This window comes from Streptomyces sp. OR43, assembly GCF_008042275.1.
In the GTDB taxonomy this organism is placed as follows: Bacteria; Actinomycetota; Actinomycetes; order Streptomycetales; family Streptomycetaceae; genus Streptomyces.
Window position 1 is genome coordinate 1 of sequence record NZ_RDBK01000067.1, and the last position, 6,803, is coordinate 6,803.

Sequence of the window (6,803 nt, forward strand, 5' to 3'; positions counted from 1 at the left end):
CGGACATATGGGTGCGGACCTCCGGGACCTTCACATGGCTGGGCACCGTGACGACATCGGCCATGGTGAACTCCTCGATCACCGCGCGTCTGCCCAGCGGCTCGGGGAACAGCCACTCGCCCCGCGTCACTTCGTCCCGGTGGTAGCGCAGAGCGCCGTCCGTGAACCGCACCCGACGGCCCGCGCGACGGTCGTGGGACACCTGCCCCGCCYCCCGGGTGATCGCCTCCAGTGCCGCGAACGCCGCCGGGAACCACGGCTCGCCGCTCCGCAGCCGTGCGAGCGCGCGGCGTTCCTCGCCGCTGATGTCGATGCCGACGGCCCGGGAGCCGGGGGTGATCAGGGCGAGCCGGCCGACGCGTGAAGGGTGGCGGGCCGCGTACTGCACCGCGATGTTCGCACCCGCGGAGTGAGCGAGCAGGTCCGCACGGGACAGGTCCAGGTGGCGCCGGAGGGCTTCGATGTCGTCGACGAGGTGGTCGCAGCGGTAGGCCGACCGGTCATCGGGAACGGCGGAGCGGCCGGTGCCGCGCAGGTCGGGGACGACCAGGCGACGGTGCGCGGAAAGCCCGCCGAGGTCGCCCAGGTAGCGCGAGTCCGCGGGCCCCCCGGGGATGCAGAGGACCGGGTCGCCCTCTCCGTACGTGCGATAGGCGAGCCGCGTTCCGTCGGGTGCGCTGAAGGTGGGCATGCGGCGATGCTGCCAGCCATAACCAGGTTGTACAACCTGGTTATATCGAGCGGCGGCCCGGTATATAACTGTGGTGTGGCAGCCGGAGAGAACACCCGCCAGAGCGCGACGCTGACCGAGGAACAGGCCGAGCGGATGCTCGCCGGGATGAACGACGTCATCCGGGCCGGCGAGGAGATGCGCAGGCTCCGCGCCGAGATGATCAAGGTGTTCGTCGGCTTCGGCTGGACCCAGGACCGCATCGCCCGGCTCACCGACATGAGCCAGCCCGCCGTGTCCAAGCAGGTGACGAAGTACCGGGACGCCGACCCCGGACCCCCGATGGACCTCTCCCTCGACCAGCGCGACGTCCCGTGGCTCGAAGGCCGCCTCTGGGGCCTCGCCGAGGACATCGCGGAGACGTACGCGGACACCGCCCGCTGCTCACGGAGCATCGACGCGCTCGCACGCGGCAGGAAGCGCTTCACTCCCGAGAACGTCGACGGACTGCGCCGGCTCGTCGAGGAGGACCTCCGGCTGCACGGAGCCGAGCTGCCCGGCGGACACCGGAGCGCGTACGACGAGATCAGCCGCGCGCTCGACCTGCCGCCCCGGCGGCCGGACGCCGCACCGCCCGGGACGGCATCCGTACGACGCGCCCTCGCCCACCGCATCCAGCGCGACCGGCTGAGAGGCGCGACCGACTGAGGAGCGGGACCGGCTGAGGAGCGGGACCGGCTGAAGCGCGGGACCGGCTGAGGCTCAGGCGCTGCGGGCGCGGACCGCGAGGGTCGCGGCCAGGACGCTCGGCACCAGGAGCAGGCCGAACGCGGCGGCGTAGGCGGACAGATCGGCGGAGCCGAAGCCCAGGAGCAGGTTGAACAGGGCGGCGGCCACCCCCATCACCGCCATCTGGCCCAGGTTCTGACTGGTCTGCATCGCGCTGCTTGCGTATCCCTGCCGGTCCGGCGGGCTGTGCGAGAGCGAGAGCAGGGTGAGGGACGGTGCGGCCATGCCCATGCCCACGGCCGCGAGCACCATCGCTCCGGCGGCGGTCAGCGCGGGCAGTCCGGGCAGCGTCCCCACCGCGGCGACCGCCACCGCCGCCCCCATCACCACAGCGCCGGCCGTGACCAGACGGTGGCGGGACACACGCCCCTGGAGGCGGCCCTGCACCCAGGAGGAGCCGGCCCAGGCGATGGCGGCCCCCGTGAAGGCCAGTCCCGTTTGCACGGGCGGAACGCGCCGGGCGGTGGTCAGCAGGAGGGGGACGAAGGCCTCCAGCGTGAAGTACGCCCCCGACGTCAGCCCGCGCAACAACACGGCGGCCGGCAGTCCGCGCGCGGCACGCCAGGTGCCCGGCGGCAGCAGTCGCGGCACGAACACCACCAGCAGGGCGAGCCCCGCCACCCCGCACAGCAGATGCCGTACGTCCCAGCCCGACACGGCGTACTGGCCCAGCGCCGCGCCCACGCTCACCGCCGCGGCGACCATCAGCGTGGGCCGTGACGCGCGTTCCGCCGACGGATGGGCTGTGTCGGTTTCCGGGGGTGCCTGCCAGGAACGGCTGCGCAGAAGGAGGACCACGGCCAGCGACGGAATCACCGTCAGAGCGGCCAGGCCGAAGAACACGGCGCGCCAGGACCACCACTCGGCCACCAGCCCCGCCAGCGGCGGACCGGCCAGGGAGGGGATGATCCAGCAGGTGCTCATCAGCGCCAGGGCGCGTGCCCGCAGCCGGTCCGGATAGGCGTGTGCGATGGCCGTGTTGATGGCGACCGCGATCATCCCGGCCGCCACTCCGTCCAGGAACCGCCCGACCGCCAACTGCCAGATGGTGGTGCTGGTCGCCGACACGATCAGGGTGACCACCGCCAGCACGACACCGGCCGCCAGCGGACGCCCCGCGCCCGCCCGGTCCGCCCAGTCGCCGCCCAGCACCCCGCCGAACAGGCTCGCCGCGACGAAGCAGCCCGCCACCAGCGGGTAGAGCGGCACGCCGTCCAGCTCGCGGGCGGCCACCGGCAGCATGGGGACGACGGCGAGCGCGGCGAATCCGGTCAGGAACATGACCGCGGCGAAACCGATCGTGGCGGCCGCGTACGTCCGCGAGAACAGCCGCTCCTCCGCACCCCCGGGTGCCGGACGCGTCGTCGCCGGGCCGGTCATCGCCAACCGCCCGTCGCAGACGTGTCGTTCCCGTCGCCGCGCAGGGCATGCGCGTGGACACACACATTCGGATCATGGGTCACGGGCGTTCAAGCTAGGCGGGCCGCGCGACTGCCCGCCACTGGATTTCGCGCCGCCCTCCACGCATGCTGCCGGACCCACCCGTGGCGCCCGTACCCTGCCGGGCCCCACCCATTGCGCCCGCACCCGTGCTGCCAGGCCCCACCCCTGCGGGCCTACGCTCGACCGCATGGATGAGCTGCTGCCGTTCCTCGTGTTCGCCGGCGCCCTCGCCGCGGTCCTGGGCGGCTTCGCCCTGCTGGCCTCGCGGGTCCGCCGGCGCGGCCTCGCCGGTGCGGCGATGCGGGCCGCGATGGCGTCGTACGACGAGGCGTTCCGGGTCACGGCCCACGACTCGTACTACGAGATCCAGGCGCAGGTGGAGCGGCAGGCCCCGATGGCCTCCCCCGACGATCCGTGGCGGCCGCTGCGCGACCGGCCCGACAGCCGGCCGGAGGCAGGGAGCGCACGGAGGACCCGCACCTCGCGCCCGCGCCGCCGACGCCGGTGGTGGGCTCTCGGACACTGAGCCCCTCACCGTCCGGCCACCGCCGCACTCGCCGCCCTCAGCGCGTCCCCGTCCCTCCCCATGAGCAGGTCCGTGCTGTCCGCCCACTGGTCGACGACCCCGGTCAGCGGCAGACCGCGCAGGTCCGGCTCGGTGAGCGAGCCGGCCAGCGGGCGGGCGAAGCGTTCCGCGTGCAGGACGAGGTACGGACGGCCGTGGTACGGGCGCGGCGCCGGGTCCACCGGACCGACTAGCCCGGTCGCGTTCTGACGGATCGCCACCGCCTCGTACGCGGCACACAACAACCGCTCCCGCTCCCGGTGGTCCGTCGCCGCCAGCACTCCGCTCAGTGACGGCATCAGTTCCCCGGCCGCCTCCAGCCGGGCGAACGCGCTGCCCAGCCATTTGCCGTACGGAGGGTAGCGCCGCTCCAGCAGCAGGCTGAGCCGCATGAGGTCCCGCACCAGCCGGGCCGCGACGACGGCCGAACCGAGTACGTCACCGACCTCGGCGCAGCGGCCGACGAAGGCCTCCTCCTGGGAAATCCGCTGCCACTGGCAGGCCAGCACATAGCGCCACACCTGCTCCGGATAGCGGGCCAGTCGGGCGCGTGCGGTGGTGAGGAGGCCGGGGCCGTCGTGGAACACCGCGCCGGCGGTGACTCCGGCAAGCCTCTGCTGCGGCATGGCGAGCCAGTCCCGTACGCCCGGTTCCGCCGTCGAGGCGTCGAGGCCGACCTCCCGGGTGAGCCAGGCGCCGGTGTCGTGCGCGACCACGCGGTGGTCGACGGGGCCGTCGGTCGCCGCCATGTGGCCGACCGGGTCGAGCGGGTCGGCGGCCGGCCGGAAGTGGGTGGGCCAGCCGCGGACCTCCTTCGGCAGCCGGTCCGCCAGCAGCCGCCGGATCGCCCCGCCGTGGGCCGCGGCGTCGTCCGGCGCGAGGAAGAGGTCCAGGCGCGGGCCCCAGTCGTGGTCGGCCGACCGGGCGGTGTCGAAGCCGAGCACCTCCGAGCCCGGGCCGATCCGCGCGGCGGCGTACGGCAGGCCGGGGAACGCGTCGTCGAGGACGGGCCGCACCGCCTCCTCGTACAGGATCCGGGAGAGTTCCAGACCGGGCAGGAACGCGGCTTCGGCAGAGGTCATACGGCCACTGTGCGGGCGGCGCGGCCGGTCGGCCAACGAATATCGGCCGGGTCTGCCGACCGACGACGGACGCCGCGAAGGCAGGACAAGTCCGTTTGCGGACGATCTGCCACAGACCGAATGGTTAGGCTGGCGGACATGACCGCCATGGCACCCACCCGCACCGCACCGGACCTCTCCTACCTCCTGGACCACACCAGTCACGTCCTGCGGACCCAGATGTCGGCGGCGCTCGCCGAGATCGGGCTCACCGCGCGCATGCACTGCGTCCTGGTCCACGCCCTGGAGGAGGAGCGCACCCAGATCCAGCTCGCCGAGATCGGCGACATGGACAAGACCACCATGGTGGTCACGGTGGACGCTCTGGAAAGCGCGGGGCTCGCCGAGCGCCGGCCCTCCAGCCGGGACCGGCGGGCGCGGATCATCGCCGTCACCGAGCGGGGCGCCGCGCTCGCCGCGCAGAGCCAGGAGATCGTCGACCGGGTGCACGAGGAGGCCCTGGGCAGCCTGCCCCGGACCGGCCGGGAGGCCCTCCTGCGCGCCCTGAACCAGCTGGCCGGCGAGCATCTGGCCACCCCGGCCGAACATCCGCGAGCGGCCCGCCGGGCCCGCCAGAGCCAGAAGTAGGCAGCACCACCCGAGGGCGCAGGCCGCGCCATCCGCAGAAAACAGATCCGAAAGAAATAGTCTGCAACAAAACCATCTGCTACGTTCTCTCTTGTCGCACCCACCGACAGGAGAGCCCGATGTCTGCCACCACGCCCACCGCTCCCGCTCCCACCACCCCGTCCCCCGCCGCCCGTTCGCGCGGTCTCGCCCTCGGCGTGATCGCCACGGGTCTGCTGATGACCGTGCTCGACGGCTCGATCGTGACGGTGGCGATGCCCGCCATCCAGAACGACCTCGGGTTCACGCCCGCCGGCCTCAGCTGGGTCGTCAACGCCTACCTGATCGCCTTCGGCGGTCTGCTGCTGCTCTCCGGACGGCTCGGTGATCTCCTCGGCCGCCGGCGGATGTTCCTGGCCGGCACCGCGGTCTTCACCGCCGCCTCCGTACTGGCCGGGGCGGCAGGCTCCCCCGCCCTCCTCGTCATCGCCCGCTTCCTTCAGGGCGCCGGCAGCGCCATGGCCTCCGCGGTCGGCCTGGGCATCCTCGTCACCCTCTTCACGGAAGGCCGCGAACGGGCCCGGGCCATCGCCGTGTTCAGCTTCACCGGCGCGGCGGGGGCCTCGATCGGCCAGGTGCTGGGCGGGGTGCTGACGGACGCGCTCGGCTGGCACTGGATCTTCTTCATCAACCTGCCGATCGGCCTCGCGGTCCTCCTCGTCGCGGTGCGCGTCCTGCCCGCCGACCGCGGACCCGGCAGCGCGGCCGGGGCCGACGCGGCCGGCGCGCTCCTGGTCACCGGGGGCGTCATGCTGGGCATCTACTCCGTCGTCGAGGTCGAGTCGTACGGGTGGCTGTCGGCGCACACGCTCGGCCTGGGCGCCCTCGCACTGGCCCTGCTCGCCGCGTTCGTCGTCCGGCAGGCCACGGCCGCCACCCCGCTCCTGCCGCTGCGCATCCTCCGCTCACGCAGTGTCGCCGGAGCCAACCTGGTCCAGATCCTCATGGTGGCCGCGCTGTTCTCGTTCCAGATCCTCGTCGCGCTGTACCTGCAACGGGTCCTCGGTCACGGGGCCACCGCCACCGGGCTCGCCATGCTGCCGGCGGCCGCGGTCATCGGCGCGGTGTCGCTCGGGATCTCGGCCCGGCTGAGCGCACGGTTCGGCGACCGCAACGTCCTGCTCCTGGGGCTGGCCCTGCTGATCGGGATGCTCGGCCTCCTCACCCGGCTCCCGGTCCACGCGCACTACGCCACCGATCTGCTTCCCGTGATGCTCCTCGCCGCCGGATTCGGCCTCGCCCTCCCGGCGTTGACCACGCTCGGCATGTCGGGGGCGGGCGAGGAGGACGCCGGGCTCGCCTCGGGCCTGTTCAACACCACCCAGCAGATCGGCATGGCCATGGGCGTCGCCGTCCTGTCGACGCTGGCGGCCTCCCGTACGGACACGCTGCTCGCGGCGGGCGGCAGCCGGGCCGAGGCCCTGACCGGCGGCTACCACCTGGCGTTCGCCGTCGGGACCGGACTGCTCGCCACCGCCTTCCTCGTCGCACTCACGGTCCTCGGGCGGCCGGACCGGGCGACCGCCACCACCCCCTCCGCCTGACCTCACCCCACCAGCCAAGCCGAAGGACGGACGGACCCCATGAC

The 6,803-nt window shown here is 73.4% G+C and carries 7 protein-coding genes; 4 read left to right on the forward strand and 3 right to left on the reverse strand.

Annotation, left to right across the window (positions count from 1 at the left end; all coding sequences use genetic code 11):
• On the reverse strand, positions 1 to 691 hold a 691-nt coding region (locus EAO72_RS40450; RefSeq protein WP_261991865.1), incomplete at its 3' end, for an alpha/beta fold hydrolase.
• A 75-nt stretch (positions 692 to 766) separates the two neighbouring features.
• On the opposite strand from EAO72_RS40450, the gene EAO72_RS40455 reads away from it, so the two are divergent.
• Positions 767 to 1,378 carry a sigma-70 family RNA polymerase sigma factor gene (locus tag EAO72_RS40455; RefSeq protein ID WP_187285446.1) on the forward strand — a complete coding sequence of 204 codons (612 nt, stop codon included), beginning with the start codon at positions 767 to 769 and terminating at the stop codon, positions 1,376 to 1,378.
• A gap of 54 nt (positions 1,379 to 1,432) precedes the next feature.
• On the opposite strand, the gene EAO72_RS40460 is transcribed toward EAO72_RS40455, so the two are convergent.
• A complete protein-coding gene (locus EAO72_RS40460; protein ID WP_148022382.1) occupies positions 1,433 to 2,839 on the reverse strand; it encodes an MFS transporter in 1,407 nt (468 codons plus the stop codon).
• A 250-nt stretch (positions 2,840 to 3,089) separates the two neighbouring features.
• Here EAO72_RS40460 and EAO72_RS40465 point away from each other — a divergent pair, with 250 nt between their 5' ends.
• Positions 3,090 to 3,428 carry a hypothetical protein gene (locus EAO72_RS40465; RefSeq protein WP_148022383.1) on the forward strand — a complete coding sequence of 113 codons (339 nt, stop codon included), beginning with the start codon at positions 3,090 to 3,092 and terminating at the stop codon, positions 3,426 to 3,428.
• 5 nt (positions 3,429 to 3,433) lie between these two features.
• On the opposite strand, the gene EAO72_RS40470 is transcribed toward EAO72_RS40465, so the two are convergent.
• The gene (locus tag EAO72_RS40470) at positions 3,434 to 4,549 is read right to left on the reverse strand and encodes a DUF4037 domain-containing protein (RefSeq protein WP_148022384.1); all 1,116 of its coding nucleotides are present in this window, start codon (positions 4,547 to 4,549) and stop codon (positions 3,434 to 3,436) included.
• Positions 4,550 to 4,687: 138 nt separating this feature from the next.
• Between EAO72_RS40470 and EAO72_RS40475 the strand changes: the two genes are divergently transcribed.
• Positions 4,688 to 5,176 (forward strand): MarR family winged helix-turn-helix transcriptional regulator, encoded by a 489-nt coding sequence (locus EAO72_RS40475; RefSeq protein ID WP_148022385.1) that lies wholly within the window; start codon positions 4,688 to 4,690, stop codon positions 5,174 to 5,176.
• Between the two features lie 119 nt (positions 5,177 to 5,295).
• A complete protein-coding gene (locus EAO72_RS40480) occupies positions 5,296 to 6,759 on the forward strand; it encodes an MFS transporter (RefSeq protein WP_148022386.1) in 1,464 nt (487 codons plus the stop codon).
• The last annotated feature ends 44 nt before the right edge of the window (positions 6,760 to 6,803 follow it).

What these genes read in the sequence shown, in the direction of transcription:
- EAO72_RS40475 (WP_148022385.1), top strand. Translation starts at nt 4,688, where the DNA reads ATGACCGCCATGGCACCCACCCGCACCGCACCGGACCTCTCCTACCTC.
- EAO72_RS40480 (WP_148022386.1), top strand. Translation starts at nt 5,296, where the DNA reads ATGTCTGCCACCACGCCCACCGCTCCCGCTCCCACCACCCCGTCCCCC.
- EAO72_RS40470 (WP_148022384.1), bottom strand. Translation starts at nt 4,549, where the DNA reads ATGACCTCTGCCGAAGCCGCGTTCCTGCCCGGTCTGGAACTCTCCCGG.
- EAO72_RS40460 (WP_148022382.1), bottom strand. Translation starts at nt 2,839, where the DNA reads ATGACCGGCCCGGCGACGACGCGTCCGGCACCCGGGGGTGCGGAGGAG.
- EAO72_RS40465 (WP_148022383.1), top strand. Translation starts at nt 3,090, where the DNA reads ATGGATGAGCTGCTGCCGTTCCTCGTGTTCGCCGGCGCCCTCGCCGCG.